The organism is Acidovorax sp. KPB24-07 (assembly GCF_057543315.1).
The window spans coordinates 1-900 of record NZ_BAAJYS010000793.1 but is presented as its reverse complement, the minus strand read 5'-3'; the positions used below and the strand labels follow the sequence as shown (position 1 = coordinate 900).

The 900-nt window shown below is 73.6% G+C and carries 1 pseudogene; it reads left to right on the top strand.

What is annotated here, in order from left to right:
* Positions 1 to 65 precede the first annotated feature (65 nt).
* Positions 66 to 900, top strand: a pseudogene (locus tag AC27IQ_RS25845) (WGR and DUF4132 domain-containing protein); the annotation flags it as partial.

Sequence of the window (900 nt, the reverse complement as noted above, 5' to 3'; positions counted from 1 at the left end):
CGATGCCCCGGCCGGTGACGGCGGGCCCGGCGCGGTGCCGCCCTGGCTCGCGCAGGGCGACCCCCGTGCGCCTGCCGTCCCAGATGGAGCGCGAGGCCTATGCCTCGCGCCGTTTCCCCCAGGAAGCGAAAGCCGCCGCACTGCCCCAGGCATGGCAGCGCGTGCGCAGCCACTGCGATTTCCACTTCAACCTGCCAGCCACCGATGCGCCCCTGCGCGATCCGCTGCAGCGGACCATCGACCGCCTTGGCCGGCACACGGCCGAGGCCGATGCAGAGGCCGACACCGTACTGCTCGCGCTGGCCCTGGCCAGTTCGGGCTACTACGGCGAGAACGAACCGGCCGCCGCCATCGTGGACTACCTCGTGGCGCAGTACGGACTGCCGGGGGCCGTCGACATCCTCATGGCATCGCAGCGCCTGGAGACGACCAACGATTACGACTCGACCACCAAGAAGCGCCGCGCGCACCTGTCCACCACCGTGACCCGCGCGATGAGCAACGGATGGCGCGGGCCGTTGGGCCAGGGCGAGGAAGCCTTCCGCCGCCATCTCGCGGCCGCGCCACAGGCCGAGTGGGAAGCCTGTGCGGACCGCATCGAGGCCGACCTGCCCTCCCTGCACCCGAGCCGGCAGCCGGCGATGGCGCTGCTGCTGCCCGACCGGCCGGCGGTTTCCGACGCGCTGGCGCACCGGCTCGCCGCCGAGAAGGAGGTGCCCGACACCCTGCACTGGCTGATGCTCACGGCCACCGACCCCGCCGCGATCGCGCTGGCCGCGAAGACGCGGCTGGGCTACTCCGAGGGCTTCTGGGGCAACCGGCGCATGGTGGCGACGGCCGTGCGCGAACGCGGCACCGGCGCGGTGGCGGTGCTGGAACGCGGGGCCGCCGAGGAGGCCG